The sequence below is a fragment of the Bradyrhizobium lablabi genome (genome assembly GCF_018131005.1).
Taxonomy (GTDB): Bacteria; Pseudomonadota; Alphaproteobacteria; order Rhizobiales; family Xanthobacteraceae; genus Bradyrhizobium; species Bradyrhizobium lablabi_D.
Window position 1 is genome coordinate 66,076 of the sequence record NZ_JAFCJK010000017.1, and the last position, 20,313, is coordinate 86,388.

Below are 20,313 nucleotides of genomic sequence, written 5' to 3' on the forward strand. Positions count from 1 at the left end.
GCAGCCGGAGCGCTTCGGCTCACGTCCTGCGTTTCAGCGCCAGGCCCATGCTGATCCAGCTCACGCCGGCGCAGATCAGGTCGACGCTGAGGAACAGTCCGAGCACATAGAGGCTCGAGACCGGCCAGCGCGCAAGCACCATCGCACCGAGCAGGAGCGTGATCGCGCCGGAGAGGGCGACGAGGCCCCATGGCGCCGCGGAGCTCATGCTGAAGGCGAGGAAGATGCGCACGATGCCGGAGACGACCAGCGCGACGCCGATGATCAGCGTCAGCGTGACCGCAGCGAGCAGGGGGTTCTCGAAGGTGAAGAAGCCCGCTACCACATAGAGCGCGCCAAGCAACAGCCAGAGCACGAACTTGCCCCACGACTTGAACTGGAACGCGTTGATGATTTCGGCGATGCCCGCGACGATCATCATGGCGCCGACGAACAGCACGCTGACCACGGTTGCGAAGTACACGCTGCCGAAGGCAAGGACGCCCGCGATCAGGTAGATGACGCCGAGCGCGACGATCCAGCCCCACTTCGCGCGCAGGCTCGACAGGCCGGATGCCAGGCCGTGAGGAGGCGTAACGGGTGAGCTGAACATGGTGGACATGGTGTGCACTCCCGAAAATTGAACTGAACCATGTTACCATAGGCGGAGGTACGGACAAAGGCGGATGCGCTGCGCAACCGAAGGCTGGGCGGCACGTTGAGTCAACTCGTCCCGAGTGCTGCCGCGCAGCAATCGCCGGACCCTCGACGGCACCTCGGACACCTCGGAGACATCGTCCCCGGGCCACCCACACACAAGGAGGTCGACATGCCCGCTAGCGACGACAGGGATCACGTCTACAAGATTCTGGAGCTCGTAGGATCATCGGACAAGAGCATCGACGCTGCAATCGAGAACGCCGTCAGCCGCGCATCGAAGACGATCCGCGAGATGAAGTGGTTCGAAGTCGTGCAGACGCGGGGCCATATCGAGGACGGAAAGGTCCGGCACTATCAGGTGACGCTGCGGGTCGGCTTCACGCTCGAATAGGCGGCTCCCGGCGAGCGAGGGCGATCGCGCCCGCAATCCGTCCGCGCAAGCCACCCGGCCGGCGCTAAGTGGCACTGGATCCCAAGTTTCGCGAAGCGATCCATTGCCGCTTGCACGGATGGCTCGGCGCAACGACGTTGGGAAACATCACAGCCGCGACAGCGGGGCGGGCGGGGGCGGCGCGGTGGCCCCTGCCGCAAGGGAGCGCTGCACCATCACGGTGTCGGCCCAGTGGCCGTAACGGTAGGCGACGCCGGGCAATAGCCCGACGCGGGCAAAACCGAACCGGTCGTGCAGCGCGAGCGAGGCGGCATTGTCGCTATCGATGTAGCCGATCATCTGGCGGAAGCCGGCCGCGGCGCAGGTGTCGATCAGCTCCTCGAGCAGGCGGCGGCCGACACCGCGGCCGACGTGCTGATGATGCACATAGATCGAGTGCTTCACCGTGTAACGGTAGGCTGGACGCTTGCGGAACTGCACGACATAGGCATAGCCGATGACCTCGCCGCCGCTGACGGCGACCAGATGGGGCAGGCGGGTGTTGCGCAGATTCTTGCGGCGGTCGCGCAGGTCGTCCGGCTCCGGCGTGCCGCTGTCGTCGACGCTCTCGTCGATGCCGCGGCGGATATGGCGGCGGTAGATCGCGAGCATCGCGTCGACGTCGCTGTCGCGAGAAGCGCGGACGGTGATCTTGTGATCATTCTCCATTGTGCCCCGGTCCGCGCTTACTCGGAGACGACGTAGGTGTAGAAGCGGACGCGCCCGGACGCGTCGACCTCCTTGTAGATGCCCTGGACCTCGACCTCGAAACCCGGAAACGCGTTGAAGCTCGCCTCGAATACCTTGAGATAATCGATCATCGGCCGGCTGCGCTCCGACAGCCGCTCGCCGGGCACGATCGTGGCGATGCCGGGCGGGTAGACGACGAACGGCGTCGCGGCGATGCGGCCGAAGATCTCGTCGATCGGGAGATAGTCGACATCGTTGCGGACGAGATAACGCGACGCCTCGCGCGGCGACATCGCGATCTCGGGCAGATGCTCGGGCAGGAACTGCTTGGCCTGCAGCGCGCTGACGCCGGCGTCGCGGAAGAAACAGTGCATGTCGCGGCAGAGGTCGCGCAGCCGCACGCCGGCATAGCGGTTCGGCCGCCTTCGGTAGAATTCGGGGATGACGTCCTCGAGCAGGGCGTTGTCGTCGTGCAGTTTCTTGAAAGCGACAAGGCCGCTCACCAGCGTGCCGGCCTTGCTGGCCTCGACGCCCGGCGTCAGCAGGAACAGCAGCGAGTTGAGGTCGTTCTTCTCGGCCACGATGCGGTTCTCGCGCAGATATTGCGCGACGACGGGCGCCGGGATGCCGTGCTCGGTATAGGAGCCGGTCGCATGGTCGAAGCCCGGCGTGAGCAAGGTCAGCTTGTTCGGGTCGGTCATGGCAAAGCCCGCCGTCATGTCGGGGAAGCCATGCCAGCTCTCGCCGGGCTTGAGCTGCCAGAACAACGGGTTGGTGGCGAGCTGGTCCGTCGAGATCGTCTCCCAGGCGACCTTGTGGACGCCGCCCTCGCGCGCGACGTCGGGTATCATCACACGGTCAGGCACGAACGGCTCGAAGAACCAGCGCCGTTCGGGGCGCGCCTCGCTCTCCTCGAACTCGCGCCTGACCGCACGGATCTTCTTGCGCAGCTCGATGCCGAGCCGGATCGTGTCGTCCCACAACACTTCGCCGGAGCGGCCCTTCATCATCTGGGCGCCGACGTCGAGCGAGGCGAACAGCGGATAGAACGGCGAGGTCGAAGCGTGCTGCATGAAGCTTTCGTTGAAGCGACGATGCTCGACGCGGCGCTTCTGGCCCTTGATATGGCGGTCGCGGACGTGGATTTGCGAGGCCTGCGAGAAGCTCGCGAGCTGCTTGTGGGTCGATTGGGTCGCGATGATGCCGGGCGCCTCGGGCCCGAGATCGGCGAGCCCCATGGCGAAGCGACCGCCGTAGATCGGATGGAATTTCATGAAGCCGGCCCAGGCCTCGTCGAACAGGATGTAGTCGCAGAGATGCCCGATGCGCTTGAGGATCATCTCCGCGCTGTGGATGGTGCCGTCATAGGTGCATTGCTCGACCACGGCGACACGGAAGGGGCGAGGCCGCTTCCAGGCGTTCTCGTCCTTGACCAACGGATGCTTGCGGATCTGGTCGCGCAAGCTGGCCTCGTCGAGCAGGTCCCAGCGCATCGGGCCAATCAGGCCCCAGGCATTGCGGATCGTCGGCAGGTAGACCGGGATGCCGCCGCCGATCAGCAGCGCGCCGTGATGGGCTGCCTTGTGGTTGTTGCGGTCGAACAGCACGAGGTCGCCGTCGGTGACGAGCGAGCCGAGCGCGACCTTGTTGGAGGTCGAGGTGCCGTTGAGCACGAAATAGGTCTTCTCCGCGCCGAAAATCCGCGCCGCCTCCTTCTGTGCCTTCAGCGCCGGCCCCTCGTGGGTGAGGAGGTCGCCGAGGTCGAGCACGGAATTGTCGAGGTCGTCGCGGAACACCGCTTCGCCAAGGTGCTCGACAAACACCCGCCCGATCGGGCTTCGGTTGTAGAACACGCCGCCATTGTGGCCCGGGCAGGTCCAGAGCTGGTTGCCTTCCTCGGCGTAGTCGACCAGCGCGCCGAAGAACGGCGTCTTCAGCGTTTCGGCATATTGCTTGAGTCGGCTGATCAGGTTTTTCGCGATGAACGGCGGGGTTTCTTCGGACAGGAACACATAGCCGTCGATGAAGTCGAGCACCTCGACCGGCAGGTCCTCGAAGCGCTTGCGGCGGATCAGGAGGATGATCGGGAAATCCAGCCCGCGACGGCGCATCAGGTTGATCAGCGCCGCAGTCTTGCCCTCAAGTCCCTTCTTGCCCCAATCGACCACCATGCAGCCGATCGCCGCATCGGTCTGCACCGCGATCTCGGCATCCTCGAGCTTGCGGGCCCGCACCACCTCGAAGCCGGAGCGTTCAATTTCGGTGATGATCTGGGTGAAGCGGATGCCTTCGAGGTCGTCGGCTTCGAAGACGGGCGCTGCGAACAGGAAGTTGAAGCGTTTGAAGTAATCCATGTGTGTCCTCGAACATGCGTGTCCTCGAACTGGTCTGGCTGACGTGTCGGCACAATTCATGACAGGCAGATGACAGTGATCTCCGGCCCCCCGGGGATGTCCGCTCGGCGGCGGCGGCTTGCGCATCGTGGAAGTCTGGATGAATTCAGTTCATCCGTTGCTGAAATTCTTGGAATTTGCGCGGCGCGGCATGATGTCCGACATTGGTGCGTTGCCGGCTGGAGGACGCCATGCTCGTACCCGTTCAAGCCAGTGTTGCGGATCATCTCGCCGCCATCGATCGGCTGGCCCCGCTCATTGCGGCAGAACGGCAGTGTTTCGACCACGACCGCAGGCTTCCCGATGCACTGTTCAACGCGCTGGCCGAGGCGGGGCTGTTTCGCCTGTACCTGCCGAGGGCGCTTGGCGGGCCGGAATTCTCTCCGCTCGACTTCATGACGATCGTCGAGGCGGCGTCCGCGCTCGACGGCTCGGTCGGTTGGCTGGTCGGAAACGGCGCGGGCATGAGCCGCATCGGTGGCTATCTGGCCGAAGACGCCGTGCGTGACTGGTTCGCCGATCCGCGTGCCTTCATCACCAGCGCCACCGGCGCGGTCGGAACGGCCGTTGCCGTCGAGGGAGGCTACCGCGTGAGCGGACGCTGGCCGTTCGGCAGCGGCGCGCATCACGCCACCCGATTCATGGGACTGGCCGCCGCAAAGGCGGCCGACGGCCAGGACGGTCCGCCGCTTTGCTGCTATTTCGACCGGTCGGAGGTTCGCGTTCACGACACCTGGTTCGTGTCGGGACTGCGCGGCACGGGAAGCTGCGATTTCGAGATTCGCGACAGCTTCGTTCCGGCAGGCCACACCCATCCGCTGGTCGATTTCCAGCCCACGCAAGCAGGCCTATTGTATCGACTGCCGGGTATCTCGGCGTTTGGCTGGACGGTCTCGGTCGTCCCGCTGGGAATCGCGCGGGGCGCGCTTGATGCGTTCATCGCGCTCGCGAGCCGCAAGCCGCGGCCCGGCAGCCCCGGCCAATTGCGCGACGGCGAACTGGTCCAGGCCATGGTCGGCCGCGCGGAAGCCAGCTTGCGTTCCGCGCGGGCGCTGCTCGTCGAGGCCATGACGGACCTCATGACGGCAACTGACGTCGGCGGCAGCCGTCTCGTTCAGGCGCGGGCTCTGTTTCGGGCTGCATGCGCAAATGCCGCAGAAAGCGCTGCGCGCGTCGTCGACATGATTGCGGCCGGTGCCGGGACCGCGGCGATTTTCGAGACCGGGACGCTTGAACGGTCGGTCCGCGACGTCCAGGCGGCGATCAAGCATGTCGCGATGAGCCCGAACAGCTACGCTCTCGCCGGACGCATGAGCCTCGGCCTGGCGCCCGGTACGTCGCGGTTTTGACGCCAGGGACCCCAGGGACCACGGGCGCCAGCCCATAGCGCAGCAGATCTTCGCGGGACCAGGCGGGCCGTCGGCCAGTAGCGCCGCCATTTCCTTCAGCTATTCTGCCTCTCGGACTGACATTTATTCCCGAAGGCTTAGGTGTGACCGCACGATTTTGTCGAACCCGGAGATAAGGTGACGAACAATGGGACGCGTTGCTCAATACATACTTGCAGGATCGATACTCATGTCACCGGCCGTAGCTTCAGCCGGCCCGGCGGAAGACGCTAACGCGGCAGTTGACCGTTGGTCTGCCGCGTATAGCGGCAATGATCCGGATCTTATCGCCAGGCAATACTGGCCGGACGCAATCCTGCTCGGAACCGTCAGCCCCGTCATATCCGAGGGGACTCAAGCAATCGCAACGTATTTCGCGCAGGTAAAGGGCACGGGGAATAAGAATTCGATTGAAGAGAGGCGCACGATTCCCATCAACGACCGCGCTGTGGTGGTTGCCGGTTTTTACACCTTTACCCGAATGGTAGAGGGCAAGGCGACGCCGGCGCCATCGCGCTTCACCATGCTCGTCACCCGGCAGGGCGATGAGTGGCGCATCGCGCATCATCATTCCTCGCCACACGTCCAGCCGAAGAACTGATGCGGTCACGGAGTGCGCCGAGGATATTCAAGCTGCATGGCGACGAAGTCCGAAGTGCGCGCGCCATAGCGCGTCTCGATACCCTTCAGCGCCTGATCCAGCGCCAGCGCGGGCGGCGTCGTTCCGACCGCGGGCAGCAGGCGATCTGCGGGCCAGTCGGAGGCGACCTGTTGCGGAAAGAGGCGCAGGCCGTTCCGGGTCGTCTGCGCGCCGGCGGCCGGGGCGAAGGTCACCGCATGGGAGCGGTAGGTCCGCGACCAGCTATCCGCGACCAGCGCAAGTGACACTTCGTCGACGCCTGATACAAGCGCGAGGCCGAGCTGCTCCCGGTTCCAGAATGCGAGCGTGTTTCCGATCGCGGTCAGCGCGAAGGGGCGGGTGAACCTGAAGGCGCCGCTGTCGTGGCGGGCATCCCAGTCGGCGAGGCCGATCTCGCCGGCGATGGCTTCCGCCTTGGCACGTCCGGCGATCGCTTCGATCAGGGTGAGCGACATCGGCATCGACGCCGAAATCCCGGTGGTGGTCGCAAAGCCGCGATCGACCACGATGCGGCGGTCGGCGACGTAGATGATGTCAGGATGATTGCGGCGCCAGTCCTTCAAATAGAACCAGTGCGTGGTCGCCCGGCGGCCGTCGAGCAGGCCGGTAGAGGCGACGACCTTGCTGCCGGCGCAGACGCCGACGATCAAGGCTCCTGTCTCGGCCTGATGGCGGATCCACTGCAGGGCGGCCGGATCGTCGTCGCGGCTCATCGCAGGCACGATCACGTAGTCGGCGCCATCGGGATGCGCGGTATCGAATTCCGCGATGGTCGCGTCCGGTTCGACCTTCAGCACCGGGAACAACGTCACCGGTCCCGGTCCCGTCGCCAGCGTCACGACATCGGCGACATCGGCGCGCTTGAGGATGCCATAGGGCATCAGATAGTCGGTGGTCTCGCTCATGTCGTTGATGCCGACGATCGCAATCAGCGGGCGCGACCGCTTCGGCGGCTTCAAGGCGGCAAGCGCTGCCTTGGTCTCGTCCTGCGCGATTGTCGGAGGCGTCTTGAGCGCTGTTGCGGCGGGGAGGGTGAGCAGCCATCCGCCGACGCCGATGATGGAAACGAGCGCGGCAACGGCAAGACCGCTCCACGCCAGAAGCTGCCACTTCATAACGATGTAATCCGGCGTATCCGTTTGCGTCGCCCGGTGCGCAAACTACCCGGCGCTCGGGTCGATCGAAATGGCGTAATTCCCGCAAAAACGGACACGCAACAACGGCGATCGGCGCGCGGCCCGGACGAGCGCCGCGATATCCGGGACAGTTGCCCCAATATCGCTCCGCCTCCGGGCCGCATGCTCGTCCGCCGTGATCCAGCCCCGCTCAGTAAACCAGGTTCGTGCCGGGTGGTTTCTCGAGCGCTGCCGCCAGCGTGCGATACTCGTCGCAATTGGTGCCGCAGATCTCGGCGATCCGCTGCAGGTGATATTGCGCCTGATCGCGGTTGCCCTGCTCGATTTGCCACAGGCCGTAATAATTCCATGTCAGCACATGGTTCGGATCCGCCTTCAGCGCCCGCTCGTACCAGACCTGCGACTGCTTGTAGTCGCCGAGCTTGCGATAGGAGTAGCCGATCAGGTTGGCGACGTTCGGATGATCGTCGTTGCCGAGTGCGTGCAACTGATCGATCGCGGCGGCATAGTCGTTTCGCTCGTAGATGGTCGCATAGGCCATGCGGTAGCCGTCGCGGAACGCCGGATCCTCGAAGCTGGACTGCTTGGCCGGCTTTTTGGCCCTGTGGGTGGTGGTGGTTCTCTTGCTCTTCTGCTGCGGATATGACGATGGCGTGTCGTAGTTCGATCCGTAGGGGTCTCCACCGCCGCCGCCACCTCCTCCGCCGCCACCGCCGCCGGCGGCGAAGCCTGGCATCGTCGGGAACAGGATGATCGGCGCCGCGAGGGCCGCCGCAAGTGCTGCGAGTTTGATCGGGGATGGTCTCATATGCGTCTCCCGCTGCTGTTGTAGGCGCGCCGTCGTCTCGACCATTAACTCCTGATCGGCGGCGACATTCCCCCTTGGTCCGAAATTTGTTTCAGCGGCGGGATCCGGATGCGCCGGAGCTTGCCGCGAGATACGACAAGTGCACTGTCCTTTTGACATCCCGCAATCACGATCGTCGCGCATGCCGTGCTCGGCGGATGATCATGGAGGGCGCCAGATGGATCGATGCACCAACCAGCCGGATCGCGGCACTTACCGCCGCGTAGAAAGGCGATGTGCTATCCTTGAAACCCGACGAAGGAGCGTCTCAAAACCGCGGCGCACGCCGAGATGGGTGTTCAGATGATCACAATTCCGGAACTGGTAGCGCATACCCTGGCCTCGTCCTTGACCTCGGATACACGGGACCGGTTTGGTTCTTCGCATGCCCGGTTGGCTGAGGTTCTTCCGTTTGCGGCGAGGCTCACGCTGGAGTGCATAGGTAACAGCGATGCGCTCTATCACAACATAGAACACACGATGCTGGTCACGCTCGCCGGACACGATATCCTGATGGGGCGAATGATGTTGCGGCCAACGACGGCCGTCGATTATGCGAATTTCACTCTGGCGTGCCTTACCCATGACATCGGATATGTGCGCGGAATCATCCAAGGGGATAGCGAGGAGTCCTATGTCGCGGATCTGACCGGTCGCACGGTTCGTCTGCCACGAGGAGCGTCCGACGCCGCGCTTGCGCCCTATCACGTGGACCGCTCGAAGTTGTTCGTCTCGGAACGCCTCGACGATGTCGACGAGATCGACGCGATCCGAATTGCCCGCGCCATCGAATTTACCCGCTTCCCCTACACCGACTCCTCAAACGATGAGCTGATGGAAGAGGAGGGCATGTTGCTGCGAGCTGCCGATCTTATCGGTCAACTCGGCGATCCCAACTATCTGAGGAAGTCAAACGCGCTGTTCTACGAATTCGAGGAGATCGGCCTGAACAAAAAGCTCGGCTACCAAACGCCTGCCGACATCGTCTACAAGTACCCGCAGTTCTATTGGGAGAACGTCGCGCCGCAGATCCAGAACGCGATACGCTATCTCAACATCACGTCCAGCGGGCGGCAATGGATAGCAAACCTCTATGCCAACGTATTTCGGGCCGAGCGCGAACCTGGCCTGTCGGGGCCGCAGCCTTGATTTCGTGTGATTGAATCTGTCGAACGCGAGTCACAGAGAGAGGCCTCGCGTAGTTGGTCATTATCGGAATCAAAAGAGGTGTTCGCGCAAGCTTCGGGCATGAGCTGGCCTGGACCACGCCGTCTTCATGCCGCTACCTTTAAGACCGCTTTTGTTGAGCGGCTCAAACTCTTTGGGCCGGATGCCCAATCGGTCATTTTTCACTTTCGCCCGATTATCGTTCCGCCGTCTGTCGGCGGTCTCGATGACGCAATAGGACATGAAGGTAAGTTGCTCTAGGCTACGTATCGCGATCAAGGTTCACACAGCCAACGGAGACTATCGTGACCAAACCAAGCATCGTTTTCGCGCACGGCCTCTGGGCCGATGGATCATGCTTCAGCAAGTTGATCCCAGCGCTCCAGGCCGAGGGCCATGACGTGATGGCCAGTCAGCACGGCCTCGATTCCCTCGCGACCGATGTCGCCGCCGTGAAGGCATGCCTTGCTCGGGTCCCCAGCCCGGTGATCCTCGTCGGTCACTCCTATGGTGGAACACTGATCACGCACGCGGGGACCGATGCGCGGGTAGCCGCGCTCGTCTATATCGCGGCCCTCGCGCCGGATGCCGACGAAACCTCTCAGAGCCTGCTTGGCAAGTTTCCGACGTCGCCCGTGTTCGGCCATCTCGATGTGCCGGCAGGGCGCATCTGGCTCAAACAAAGCGGCGTCAAGCACTTCGCGGGAGATCTGCCCGAGGCGGAGCAAAAGCTGGTGTATGCGACGCAGGCGGCGCCGGTGGCAGATCTCTTCAACCAAAAGCTCGAGGGCACAGCGTGGAACGCCAAGCCGAGCTGGTATGTCCTCGCCACCCAGGACCAGACGGTTCCCCCGGATCTGCAACATTTCGTCTCGAAGCGCATGAAGGCCGCCGCGACCGAAGTCGCGTCTTCGCACGTCCCCATGCTATCGAAGCCTGATGTGGTGCTCGATGTCATCCGCAAGGCCGCCACCAAGGTCTCAGCGTCCTGATCGCGGTCGTGCATTTCGGCCGTTGGTCCAACGCCGAGATGATCGTCGGCGCCGCCGATGTCTGCCTTCAAGAGTAAGGCGGACTTCGCGGCAGGACACGCCGACTTCCGTGCGTGACCCGCAATGGACACTCGCGCTTCGATTGCCGAATGGCGTACTAAAATAGGGAGCCATGATGGATCGGCGCGGATTCTTGAGATTTGCCGGCGGGGCAGCGTTCATGTGGCCGTTGACCGCTTTCGCCCAGAAAGCGCCGGTGGTAATTGGATTTTTGGGCGGTCAACCGCAACCGCCGTCGCGAGACCCTCGAGGCATCGCGCTCCTTCAAGGCTTCGCCGATAACGGGCTCGTCATTGGGCGGGACTTCATATTCGAACCCCGCTTTACCGCGGGCGATGATGCACGCTTTCCGGAATTCGCGCGGGAATTGGCTCGGCTCAATGCACGAATAATTCTGGCGAATTCACCAGCCGGAGTACGCGCTGCGCAACGCCTCGAACCTGCCGTGCCGGTCGTAATGACCGCAATGACTGATCCCGTGGCGGCCGGTCTCGTCAACAGCCTCGCGCATCCCGGCAACCACACAACGGGCACAGCATCCCTAAATGAAGACGTGACGCCAAAGCTCCTCGAGTTCATACGAGAGATTTTGCCCAAGGCAAACGCACTCGCTGTTCTGTTCAATCCATCCAATTCAACCAACGCCCCAATGGTGAACAATCTCCAGGCAAAGGCGAATTCTTTGGGAATTAGCGTGACGCGCTACGCTTTGCGTTCGTCGGGCGATCTTGATCCGCTGTTTTCAATGCTCACAAGCAAGCCGCCCGATGCACTTCAGCTTATCAGTGATGCCACGGTAAATGAATTTCTATCCGGGCGCATTGCCGACTATGCGATAGCAAATCGCCTGCCGTCTTTTTCCAGCAACGAAAGCTCATTCGAAAATGGAGTGCTGTTGACCTACGGCGCATCGACACTGAAAATTCTTCGCCGCACCGCATACTACGTTAGAAGGATATTGGACGGGGCCATCGCGGGCGACCTACCCATTGAGCAACCCACTGGATTTGACCTGTTCATCAACGCCAAGACGGCCAAGGCAATCGGCATTGAAATCCCGGCGACGCTTCTGGCGCGGGCTGACAGAATAATCGAGTAAGTAAGCAAAAGCGGTTATCGAAGCACGCGGCAATGTCGCGCATTGGCTCGGACATTCCGCGAACGGGCCAAAACTGACGATTGACCTTTCGCGGATATTCGCCGCTTCGACCTGCGCCGAAAAATTGCTTACGCTCGGGTTGGAGCATCAGGGATTTGCGATGCGGCGACGGGACGTCATCACGCTTCTGAGCGGCGCGGCAGCGGCTTTGCCCCTGGCGGGGCGGGCGCAGCAGGTCCATGTTGACTGCTGGGTCCAAAGCAGCGGTTGGAGGAAGTCTGCTTTTCCGCCGCTGTCAGAGGATAAGCCGACATCCGGCGAACGAGCCAAAATGACGGCCTTTGACCCAACTGCGACATTAGCCGTGCACCGCGGCAATGTTTTTTATGCCGCTTTCAAGCCACTATCAAAGTACCCGATTAGCCCGCTACTATGCCGGTCTCCGGAGCTTGGGGGTGAGCATGAAGCGACGAGAGTTCATTACCCTGATCAGCGGTGCTGCGGCAATGGCTTGGCCGCCTGCCGCAAGAGCGCAGCCGGCGACACCAGTAATCGGGTGCCTTAACAGTGCGGCGGCAGCCCCGATCGCGCATCTGCTCTCTGCTTTTCGGCGGGGTCTGAGCGAAACTGGCTATAACGAGGGCCAAAACGTCACAATCGAATACCGTCTCGCGGAGGGACACTACGATCGATTGCCGTCGCTAGCAGCCGATCTCGTCAATCGACGGGTCTCTGTGATCGCCACGGGGGGCGGCACGGTTTCGGCACTCGCAGCCAAGGCGGCGACCACGACGATTCCAGTTGTCTTCATTACGGACAGCGATCCCGTGAAAATCGGTCTCGTCGCCAGCATCAGCCGTCCGGGCGGCAATGTTACCGGCATCCACCAGCTAACAGCGGGCCTGGAAGCAAAGCGGCTCGGGCTGCTGCACGAACTAGTGCCCGCCGCCACCACGATCGCCGTACTGGTGAATCAGGATTATCCGGATGCCGAGGCACAGATAAATGAAGTGCAGGGAGCTGCGCGCACGCTCGGACTACGGGCGCATATCCTGACTGCCAGCAACGAAAGGGATTTGGACCTCGCGTTTTCGGCGGTCGTCGAGCAGCGCGCAGGCGCCGTACTAGTCGCCTCTGATCCGTTCTTGTTCAGCCATCGCAGTCAGATCGTTGCGTTGGCAGCGCGTCACGCTGTACCTGCAATTTATCAGTTTCGAGAATCCGCCGGCGTTGGTGGGCTGATGAGCTACGGAACGCGCATTACGGATTCGTATCATCAAGTCGGCACCTACACTGGTCGGATTCTCAAAGGCACCAAGCCGGGAGATCTACCGGTCGTTCGGTCCACCAGATTTGAGTTCGTGATCAATCTGAAGACGGCGAAATCACTCGGCATAACGATATCGCCGTCGCTCCTTGCTCAAGCCGACGAGGTGATTGAATAGGGATAACGTTTGCTGCGGTGCATGAGTCTCCTTCTGGCCCTTCTCGGACCTCGTGCAATGTCTGCTTCCACGCCGCTGTTGGGGTCCAAGCGGACATCGCTGATTGACGGGAAACGGTGGCCTAGAATCTCGCCCTGATACCGGCATAGGCGGCGAGCGGCGTTCCCGGTACGAAGGTGCGGGGATCGGTCAATTGTGCCATGAGGTTGGGCGCGCCTCCGGCGCTGGCAAAGCCGCCGCTTTCGAAGAACGTACCACCCAAATAGTAGCGTTGGTTGAAGACATTGTTGATCAGGCCAAAGATCTCGACGTTCGGTGTGATCCGGTATGAGCTATGCAGGTTCACGACCGTATAGGCAGGCACCTTCGGGCTCTGGTTGGTATCGTCATGAACGAGCCATTGGCTGCCTACGAAGTTGAGGTCGCCCCCGACCTTCCACGCCTCCGTGACATTGTACTCGACACCAGCCTTGAAGCGGTTCGCCGGAATACCCGGAATCTGATCGCCTGGCTTGACGTTGACAAATTGCACGTCGTCGTTGTTTGGGTCAGTCAAGGCATTCGGATTGTTCGGCGAGAACAGCGTAATCGCGGTTCGGTAGGTGGCATTGACATAGGTGTAGTTGGCATAGGCATTCCAGCGATCATAGCGATACTCGAGCTTGGCCTCGATGCCTTGTCGCAATGTCTGTCCGGCATTCTGGAAGAAGCCGAAGTTGTTCACGCCGATCGGGCTTGTGACCTGGATGATGTCGTCGGAGGAGAGGGTACGGAATACACCCAGTCCCCAGGTCAGCACGCCGGTCCTGGCATCTTGGCCGAACCCGCCGCGGAATCCCGCTTCGAGAGTGTGTGCCACCACCTGCTTGAGCGGTGGATCCGCCACCAGGAAGGTGTCGATCATGCAGGGATGGTTGGGGTCGGAGCACCCCAGCTCCAGCGGCGTCGGCGCGCGGTTGGCTTCGGAGTAGCCGGCATAGGCGGTGAGGTTCGGGGTGACCTTGTAGGTCGCGCCGATCACCGGGTTAAATCGCTGGAAGCGATTGCTGCTGTTGAGCAGTGGATTCGTGCCGGTCTGGTCCTGCAAGTCGATCTGGGCGAGATTGAACCGCCCGCCCGCCGTCACCGACAGCGTGTTCGTCACGTCAAAAGTATCGGTTGCGTAGACGCCGGTGTAGGTGTTGGTGGCGCGCAGATCGACCGGGCTGAGGCCCGCGTCGGGCTGGTTGATGATGACCCCGGTGCCGGTCACGAACAGGTTGTTCGGATCGATCGTTCCGAGCTCGCTGATCGCGTTGAATTTTGTGTTGCCATGGTCGACGCTGACGCCCATCACGACGTGGTTGTCGTGCCCGAACAGTCTGTCCGTGTTGGTGAGCTGGGCAGTGCCGCCGAAACTGTTGGTGGCCACCCGGTTGCGGTCGACTTCGCCGAGGAACGCGTCGCCGAGCGTGTTCGGAGTTGCGCCCCCTGGCGAAAGCGGAAGGTTGTCGCCGATGCACAGCTCAGCAGGATCATCGCACGGCCGGACATCGGTGCCATTGCCGTCGACATGGGACTGCCGGAAGCCGCGGAAGTAGGCGTTGCCCTGGAAGGACCAGGTATCCGAAAAATTATGGCTCAGGCTCGCATTGACGAACGCCAGTTGCAGATGTGTCGACTGCGGCCACGTATAGACGCTTGACCATCTCTGATTGAGCATCTGGATCGGCGTTGCCGCGACATTCCCGAGCAGATTGTTGGCGCCGGTGAAATTGACGTGGAATTCGGTCTGATCGTTGCGCGCGCCGACATCCACATACATGCGGTTCACATGCGACGAGTTCGCGAAGTCGCGCCATCCCCGGTCATACGCGGATTCGAACGCCGCATAGGCGGAGACGTTGTCCTTCTGGCCGCCGGCTTGCACGCCACCTTGCACGCGACCGTAAGAGCCGCCGAACGTCTCGGCTTCGACGCCCTGATAGGTGAAGCCGTTCTTCATCTGGATGCTGAGAGCGCCGCCGATCGCGTTGAGGCCGAACACGGGATTGTTGGGGAAGAGCGTAACCCGGTCGATCGCCTTTTCCGGGATGAAATCCCAATTGACCACGTCACCCCAGGATTCGTTGATGCGGACGCCGTTCTGATAGACCGCTAGGCCCTGCGGCGTTCCCTGGACAGGCGAGGCGATGAAGCCGCGATAGTCTAGATTGCGCTGGAACGGATTGCCCGTCTGGTCGCCGACCGTCACGCCGGGCAGCCCGCGAACCAATGCGTCGAGAAAGTTCGTCGTATAGTTGTGGCTGAAGGCCGGCGCTGTCAGCACCGCCGTATTGGACGGAACCTTGTCGCGATCAATCAGGGTCGGGTCGCGATCAGAAGCTCCCGGCGTAGCTGCGCCAGTCGCCGGCGCCTCCGCTGTTTCAGCGGGCGCGCCTCGTGCCCGGGTGGTTCGCGATGTGCGTGCCACCGGCCGAGCCACCGGCTTCGGGCTGCGCGTACCGGCGAGCGGCGACGGAGAAATCACGGTCACCGGTGGCAGTTCAGTCGTGGGCAGGTCCTGGGCGCTCACGCTCGTCGGTAGCGTCGCAGTCGCAATGGCGGCTGTGATGGCCGCGGCTTCACGCGTGGGAGGGAAAGCCAGGAATTTTCGAGTTGCCGCACGCCGCAACGTACCAGCCATGGCCCCACCCCGTGATTTTGCGGTTCGTTATTGTCCCCAACGAACCCCGCAAAGACTGCTGGAGCCTCGTAAAATTGGCAAATACTATTTCTCCAACAGCACTCGGGACTAATTCCAAATCGCGACCGGGAATTTTCCCGACCCGTCAAATCCTGGCTGGATCGACGCGATGCAGATAGTGCTGAAAAGCGTATGGGCGGCGGTCGTAGCGCATTGAGATACGCCGCCGGCCTTTTAGGCCGTGTACCTATAAACCCGGCGGCGTCATGTGACTGGTGACGACGCCCGCTTTGCTTCTATAGCGACCAGGTTCGTGCGGCGGCGCAGTATGTCGCGACGCGCCAGAAGCCGACTTATCCGCCAAAGCCTTGGCGGTAGCCGTCAGTTGCCTTCAGCCAGTTGCTCATGGAAGAACCGCGCAACGCTCTCGTTAAATTCGCGATGAAACGCTGACCTATCAAATTCCGCAGGCTTGTCGGTGCAGATGCGAGGCAGCGCGGCCCTGAGTTGCGGCGAGCATGGCGCTAGGAACGCAAAGTGGCTGGCAGGCACGCTGTGAACCTCCGGCTTTCCCGGTAGCGCACGGGCGACCCGCGCCGTGCCCTCTGGATCGATAATCCCGATTCCGACCTCCGCTCGCCAGAACTGCACCGGAATCCTGATCGCCGCCAGATTGGATTGCGTGAAGAAACCTGGTATCGGATCGACAATCACAGCGGCGCGAATGCGCGCATCTTGCGTCAAGGCAGGAATGTCGCCGCTTCTAAGCTGCCCGCAGAATTTCGACGCATCCGTGCAACCGCGCGCATAACGGCCGAAGTCCGGTGCGGCACCGATCAGTGCCAGACCAGTGTAGGCTCCCTTGGAGAATCCAAATAGTCCAATTTTCGCGGGATCGACGACGGCCCTATCTTTCCAGTCTTGAAGCATGAAATCGAGCAGACGGACCATGTCTGTCGGGCGCCACACGAAGGATGACAGATCGTCTTTTTTTGAGGAATTGTTCGCGTTGTCGCCCGGATGATTGATTGCCGCGACGACGAATCCGGCATCCGCTAGCGCAGCTGCCGTGTCATGGTGCCCGCCGAACCATCCGACATAACCGTGGGAGACGATGACCAGCGGCAGCTTTGCCCCAGTGACGGGGCAATCCTTCACACCGATGAGACCATAGTCGACACCCACCCCCAGGTCGCCAAGCTCCACATCTTTTGGTTTGGCCTTGCATGGATACCAGATCGCGCCCGTCAAGTTAGGGCCATGGTTGAAAAGCTGGATGCCAGCGGCGTCGACGGAAGAAGCCAAGCAAGAAAGCCCAACAACTAAAGACCAAAATGCTTTGCGCAAGTAAGTCTCCCAAGCGTTGAAAGGGGGGAACGACCGAAGAAACGCTGGCTAAATTATGTCAGCTTCGGATCATTTTCGACGGTCTCAGCTGAGATTGTCGGCTGGCTGACGTCCGCTTCTACCCCGTAAGCGTCCAACCGGGGCCTGCCCTGACGCATTGCGTCCGGCTAGCCCCCTCTGATTCAAGCTTCCAAACTGGGGGCTCGAATCATGCGCTGCGAACTCGCCGATTATGAATGGATTGCCATCAAGCCCATGCTGCCGAACAAGCCGCGTGGCGTTCCTCAGGTTAACGACCGTTCTGTCCTCAATGGCATCTTACGGGGTCTTGCGCTCTGGAGCGCCTTGGCGCGATCTGCCTGAGATGTTTGGTCCGTACACCAACGCTACAACCGATTCGTCCGTTGGCGGCGGGCTGGTGTCCAACGAGAGCCTCTTATAGCTCTCGTACGCCGAGGAGAAGCTCCACGATGACCATCACCATTACCGCCTTTGAACGGTCACCCGATGGCGGCAAGGGACTGGCGCGCGATACACGCGTTCGCTGGGCGATTGAAGAAGCAGGCCTATCCTACGAAGTTCGCCCTGTTTCGTTTCGCGCGATGAAAGAACCCGCGCATCTGGCGCTTCATCCTTTCGGTCAGATCCCGACCTACGAGGAAGGCGATCTTGCCCTGTTCGAGACAGGAGCGATCGTACTCCACATCGCCCAGCGCCATGCGGGGCTGCTCCCCGACGATGCCGATGCCCGGGCGCGCGCGATCACGTGGATGTTCGCCGCGCTCAGCACGGTGGAGCCGCCGATCCTCGAACTCGGCAATGCCAGGCTCCTGGAGGGCAGCAAGCCTTGGAATGCGGAACGCCTGCCTCTGGTCGAGGATCGCGTCCGTGTCCGGCTGGATCAGCTTTCCGTCCGCCTCGGCGACGCCGACTGGCTCGATGGTGCGTTCAGCGCGGGCGACCTGATGATGGTGTCGGTACTGCTCAGGCTGAAATCATCGGGCATGCTGGACGAATATCCGAACCTCGCCGCCTACGTCGCTCGCGGCGAAGCGCGACCCGCCTACCAGCGGGCCTTCGACGCCCAATTGGCGGTCAACACCGGCAAGTCTTCGACCATCTGATTTGAGGCCCGGCCGATCGAGGTCCGTCCCGAGTTCGAAGTTGGTCAGTTTGTGGGTCCTGACCCAGATCGCATCATGATCCGGGGGAATATGACGCGTGCCCAGACCTGAGCACCTCGATTTATCAGACCCGGCTGTTGGGCAGGCGTGGCTGCTACTTGTGCTCCAGGTGCCATGCGCCGTCCCAATCTGTCGCCGGCGGATTTTTCCTGAAGCCTTCAATTCGCGCCTTCAATGCCGTTGAGGCTCCGTCGCCCGGCGCGGTTGCCAGGGCGGCATCAAACGCGCGCGCTGCGTCATCCCACCGCTGCTCGCGGTAGGCCGCCAACCCCTCGGCATAATGCTGCCGCAGCTCTGTCTGGGCCGGCGTCAGCTCGCCTTTCCTGCCCATGACCTCGAACACGGTTTGCGGCTGGGTCTGGCCGACCACGACGAGGCGGTCGATCTCGCGCAGCTCCATCGTCGCCGCGCAGCCGGCGGCGGTGGCTTCCGAGACGAGGCACCGGCAGCCATAGACCTTGTTCGCGCCTTCGAGCCGCGAGGCGAGGTTCACCGTGTCGCCGAGCACGGTGTAGCTCATCATGAATTCGGAGCCGATGCTGCCGACCAGGGCTTCGCCGGTGGCTATGCCGATGCGGACGTCGCAATCGGTCGGAATCGTGCGCACGCCGAGCAACTCGGGCAGCTCCTTGCGCAGATGCGCGACGCGCCCGATCATGTCGATCGCGGCGAGGGCAGCGAGATGCGTCTGCTCGGCCTCCTCGACGAAGGGCGCGCCCCAATAGGCCATGATGGCGTCGCCGATATATTTGTCGATGATGCCGCGGTGCGCATGGATCGGCTCGGACATGGTCGAGAGATAGAGGTTCATGATCTTGACGAGGCCGCGCGGCGTCACGCCTTCGCTCAGTGTCGTGAATCCCTTCATGTCGCAGAACATCACCGTCATGACGCGGCGCTGTCCCTCGGTCACGGCGATCGCTGGCTGTTCGAGCAGGCCTTCGGCGATCCGCGGATTGATGTAGCGGCCGAAAGTCTCGCGGATGCGCTGGTTGTGACGCAGCGTCTCGATCATGCGGTTGAACGCAGCCGAGAGCTCGCCGATCTCGTCCTCCGTCGTGATGGTGATGGCGCCGTCGAGACGGCCCGCCTCGACCTCGCGGGTGCCTTCGAGCAGCCGCATTACCGGCCGCGTGATGCCGGTGCCGACCATCATCGCGAACAGGAAGCCGAGGATTGCGGCGACTGCCGTGACGATCGCCGAAATGATGATCGCGCGCTGCTGTGCGGACATCACGGTTGCCGCGGCCGCGGCGACCTGGGTGAGCATGTCGCTCCGGATGCTGTCGATCCTGGCGTTGAATTCGTCGCGCAGGGCGTCGGAACGGAGCATGGTTTGCTTGGCCGCGGAGAAATCCTTCGCCTCGAGCTGGTCGAGCAGCGCCTTGTTTTCCGCGTTCAGGCGGACGAGCAGGTCGTTGACCGCATTGTCGATGCGATCGTCGAGGCGGCCGAGCGCGGCATTGTCGGACGGGGTGCTGGGATCGGAGATAATCGCGGCGATCAGCTTTCGTGCGTCACCGGCCTCGCGGTTGAGTATGGGTTCGAGCTCGTCGAAGGTCTTGCGCGCCGCTTCATAGCTCTCGTCCGTCGGCGCCTGCATCTTCGCCATCATCATCCGCCGCATCGCCAGCGACCGCTCCAGCGAGCGGACGTTGACGCGCGCGAGATCGGCATAGGCGGGGATGTAACGGGTGGTGAGTTCGTCGAGCAGATGACCGACCCGGCCCGCCAGCACCATCGACAGCAGCGAGGTAACCACGGCAAGGACGATCAATCCCGCGGCGATGCCGACGATCTTCTGCCGGATTGATCTCCGAAACATGCGCCTTGTGTCCGTTTTGCCGCGGCTGCCATGGGCGGCACCCAGCTAATTGCGGCGGAACAGCTAATAGAGTTCGGTGAGACCATGCGCAAGTTCGCTCATGCGCGCAGGGGCGAATTTCTCCAGTTATTTCAGGGTGATTTGGGACGTCCAGTCCTCGTGCGAAAAATATTGCGCTTCCGTCGTCGGGCAAATCAGTTGTTCAATTCCGCCCGTCTCACCCGATCGAGGGGCGCTTCGCGATCGTCACGGGTGTTGGGTTGAGATGCGGTGGACGCCGAATGCGCAATGACGAGCGCGCGTGAGGCGGACGGCGAAGTCGTGTGGTTTTGACGCCCCAAGGCAGGCGTTAAGTCCGTGGAGCGA

16 protein-coding genes and 1 pseudogene are annotated in these 20,313 nt (G+C 62.2%); 9 read left to right on the forward strand and 8 right to left on the reverse strand.

What is annotated here, in order from left to right:
- Positions 1-19 precede the first annotated feature (19 nt).
- Entirely contained in the window at positions 20-592 is a 573-nt protein-coding gene (locus tag JQ553_RS32220) for an HdeD family acid-resistance protein (RefSeq protein ID WP_212504118.1), read from the reverse strand.
- A 216-nt stretch (positions 593-808) separates the two neighbouring features.
- Here JQ553_RS32220 and JQ553_RS32225 point away from each other — a divergent pair, with 216 nt between their 5' ends.
- Entirely contained in the window at positions 809-1,030 is a 222-nt protein-coding gene (locus JQ553_RS32225) for a dodecin (protein ID WP_212504095.1), read from the forward strand.
- 147 nt (positions 1,031-1,177) lie between these two features.
- Here the strand turns inward: JQ553_RS32225 and JQ553_RS32230 are convergent, their stop codons facing one another.
- Both JQ553_RS32230 and JQ553_RS32235 read right to left on the reverse strand, forming a co-directional pair.
- Complete coding sequence (locus JQ553_RS32230; protein ID WP_212504096.1) at positions 1,178-1,738, reverse strand: GNAT family N-acetyltransferase; 561 nt, start codon at positions 1,736-1,738, stop codon at positions 1,178-1,180.
- Between the two features lie 17 nt (positions 1,739-1,755).
- Complete coding sequence (locus JQ553_RS32235) at positions 1,756-4,113, reverse strand: Orn/Lys/Arg decarboxylase N-terminal domain-containing protein (RefSeq protein ID WP_212504097.1); 2,358 nt, start codon at positions 4,111-4,113, stop codon at positions 1,756-1,758.
- A gap of 230 nt (positions 4,114-4,343) precedes the next feature.
- Here JQ553_RS32235 and JQ553_RS32240 point away from each other — a divergent pair, with 230 nt between their 5' ends.
- The gene (locus JQ553_RS32240) at positions 4,344-5,501 is read left to right on the forward strand and encodes an acyl-CoA dehydrogenase family protein (protein ID WP_212504098.1); all 1,158 of its coding nucleotides are present in this window, start codon (positions 4,344-4,346) and stop codon (positions 5,499-5,501) included.
- Positions 5,502-5,730: 229 nt separating this feature from the next.
- Positions 5,731-6,141, forward strand: coding sequence for an SgcJ/EcaC family oxidoreductase (locus tag JQ553_RS32245; protein ID WP_212504099.1), 411 nt, complete (start codon positions 5,731-5,733; stop codon positions 6,139-6,141).
- A 5-nt stretch (positions 6,142-6,146) separates the two neighbouring features.
- Here JQ553_RS32245 and JQ553_RS32250 read toward each other — a convergent pair whose 3' ends face one another.
- Positions 6,147-7,295, reverse strand: coding sequence for a DJ-1/PfpI family protein (locus JQ553_RS32250; protein WP_212504100.1), 1,149 nt, complete (start codon positions 7,293-7,295; stop codon positions 6,147-6,149).
- Positions 7,296-7,506: 211 nt separating this feature from the next.
- On the reverse strand, positions 7,507-8,124 hold the full coding sequence (locus JQ553_RS32255; protein ID WP_249144754.1) for a lipopolysaccharide assembly protein LapB: 618 nt from the start codon (positions 8,122-8,124) through the stop codon (positions 7,507-7,509).
- A gap of 342 nt (positions 8,125-8,466) precedes the next feature.
- Between JQ553_RS32255 and JQ553_RS32260 the strand changes: the two genes are divergently transcribed.
- From JQ553_RS32260 to JQ553_RS32275, 4 genes are all read left to right on the forward strand, one after another.
- Positions 8,467-9,312, forward strand: a complete 846-nt coding sequence (locus JQ553_RS32260) for a metal-dependent phosphohydrolase (protein ID WP_212504101.1) — start codon at positions 8,467-8,469, stop codon at positions 9,310-9,312.
- A gap of 323 nt (positions 9,313-9,635) precedes the next feature.
- Entirely contained in the window at positions 9,636-10,322 is a 687-nt protein-coding gene (locus tag JQ553_RS32265; protein WP_212504102.1) for an alpha/beta fold hydrolase, read from the forward strand.
- A 175-nt stretch (positions 10,323-10,497) separates the two neighbouring features.
- The gene (locus JQ553_RS32270; protein ID WP_212504103.1) at positions 10,498-11,481 is read left to right on the forward strand and encodes an ABC transporter substrate-binding protein; all 984 of its coding nucleotides are present in this window, start codon (positions 10,498-10,500) and stop codon (positions 11,479-11,481) included.
- 461 nt (positions 11,482-11,942) lie between these two features.
- A complete protein-coding gene (locus tag JQ553_RS32275; RefSeq protein ID WP_212504104.1) occupies positions 11,943-12,926 on the forward strand; it encodes an ABC transporter substrate-binding protein in 984 nt (327 codons plus the stop codon).
- 121 nt (positions 12,927-13,047) lie between these two features.
- Here JQ553_RS32275 and JQ553_RS32280 read toward each other — a convergent pair whose 3' ends face one another.
- On the reverse strand, positions 13,048-15,591 hold the full coding sequence (locus JQ553_RS32280) for a TonB-dependent receptor (protein ID WP_249144757.1): 2,544 nt from the start codon (positions 15,589-15,591) through the stop codon (positions 13,048-13,050).
- A 381-nt stretch (positions 15,592-15,972) separates the two neighbouring features.
- On the reverse strand, positions 15,973-16,938 hold the full coding sequence (locus tag JQ553_RS32285; protein ID WP_212504105.1) for a hydrolase: 966 nt from the start codon (positions 16,936-16,938) through the stop codon (positions 15,973-15,975).
- Between the two features lie 210 nt (positions 16,939-17,148).
- Between JQ553_RS32285 and JQ553_RS34720 the strand changes: the two are divergent.
- Both JQ553_RS34720 and JQ553_RS32290 read left to right on the forward strand, forming a co-directional pair.
- Positions 17,149-17,361, forward strand: a pseudogene (locus JQ553_RS34720) (transposase); the annotation flags it as partial.
- 47 nt (positions 17,362-17,408) lie between these two features.
- Positions 17,409-18,062 (forward strand): glutathione S-transferase family protein, encoded by a 654-nt coding sequence (locus JQ553_RS32290; RefSeq protein ID WP_212504106.1) that lies wholly within the window; start codon positions 17,409-17,411, stop codon positions 18,060-18,062.
- A 154-nt stretch (positions 18,063-18,216) separates the two neighbouring features.
- On the opposite strand, the gene JQ553_RS32295 is transcribed toward JQ553_RS32290, so the two are convergent.
- Positions 18,217-19,947: an adenylate/guanylate cyclase domain-containing protein gene (locus tag JQ553_RS32295; RefSeq protein ID WP_212504107.1), complete on the reverse strand. Its 1,731-nt coding sequence runs from the start codon at positions 19,945-19,947 to the stop codon at positions 18,217-18,219.
- Between the last annotated feature and the right edge of the window lie 366 nt (positions 19,948-20,313).

Excerpts from the sequence above, each read along its gene's own strand:
- JQ553_RS32290 (WP_212504106.1), top strand. The coding sequence starts at position 17,409 with ATGACCATCACCATTACCGCCTTTGAACGGTCACCCGATGGCGGCAAG.
- JQ553_RS32250 (WP_212504100.1), bottom strand. The coding sequence starts at position 7,295 with ATGAAGTGGCAGCTTCTGGCGTGGAGCGGTCTTGCCGTTGCCGCGCTC.
- JQ553_RS32245 (WP_212504099.1), top strand. The coding sequence starts at position 5,731 with ATGTCACCGGCCGTAGCTTCAGCCGGCCCGGCGGAAGACGCTAACGCG.
- JQ553_RS32255 (WP_249144754.1), bottom strand. The coding sequence starts at position 8,124 with ATGAGACCATCCCCGATCAAACTCGCAGCACTTGCGGCGGCCCTCGCG.
- JQ553_RS32235 (WP_212504097.1), bottom strand. The coding sequence starts at position 4,113 with ATGGATTACTTCAAACGCTTCAACTTCCTGTTCGCAGCGCCCGTCTTC.
- JQ553_RS32270 (WP_212504103.1), top strand. The coding sequence starts at position 10,498 with ATGGATCGGCGCGGATTCTTGAGATTTGCCGGCGGGGCAGCGTTCATG.
- JQ553_RS32295 (WP_212504107.1), bottom strand. The coding sequence starts at position 19,947 with ATGTTTCGGAGATCAATCCGGCAGAAGATCGTCGGCATCGCCGCGGGA.
- JQ553_RS32230 (WP_212504096.1), bottom strand. The coding sequence starts at position 1,738 with ATGGAGAATGATCACAAGATCACCGTCCGCGCTTCTCGCGACAGCGAC.
- JQ553_RS32280 (WP_249144757.1), bottom strand. The coding sequence starts at position 15,591 with ATGGCTGGTACGTTGCGGCGTGCGGCAACTCGAAAATTCCTGGCTTTC.
- JQ553_RS32220 (WP_212504118.1), bottom strand. The coding sequence starts at position 592 with ATGTTCAGCTCACCCGTTACGCCTCCTCACGGCCTGGCATCCGGCCTG.
- JQ553_RS32260 (WP_212504101.1), top strand. The coding sequence starts at position 8,467 with ATGATCACAATTCCGGAACTGGTAGCGCATACCCTGGCCTCGTCCTTG.
- JQ553_RS32275 (WP_212504104.1), top strand. The coding sequence starts at position 11,943 with ATGAAGCGACGAGAGTTCATTACCCTGATCAGCGGTGCTGCGGCAATG.
- JQ553_RS32240 (WP_212504098.1), top strand. The coding sequence starts at position 4,344 with ATGCTCGTACCCGTTCAAGCCAGTGTTGCGGATCATCTCGCCGCCATC.
- JQ553_RS32225 (WP_212504095.1), top strand. The coding sequence starts at position 809 with ATGCCCGCTAGCGACGACAGGGATCACGTCTACAAGATTCTGGAGCTC.